Consider the following 234-nt stretch of genomic DNA (forward strand, 5'->3'; position numbering starts at 1 on the left):
GTGCAGACGTATTTGTGGGGGTATCTGGCCCGAATGTATTAGGTGCTGACGATGTTAAACTAATGGCTCCGAACCCAGTTATTTTTGCTTGCTCAAACCCAGATCCTGAAATTGACCCTGAATTAGCACACTCAGTACGCGATGATTTGATTATGGCGACAGGGCGCAGTGATTACCCTAACCAAGTTAATAATGTACTTTGTTTCCCGTTCATCTTCCGTGGTGCTTTAGATG

General features: G+C 44.9%; 1 pseudogene. It reads left to right on the forward strand.

Features of this window, described 5'->3' with window-relative positions:
• A pseudogene (locus AAEZ03_RS28950) lies at positions 1-234 on the forward strand (malate dehydrogenase); the annotation flags it as partial.

This window comes from Pseudomonas sp. HY2-MNA-CIBAN-0224 (assembly GCF_040310285.1).
Classification (GTDB): Bacteria; Pseudomonadota; Gammaproteobacteria; order Pseudomonadales; family Pseudomonadaceae; genus Aquipseudomonas; species Aquipseudomonas helleri.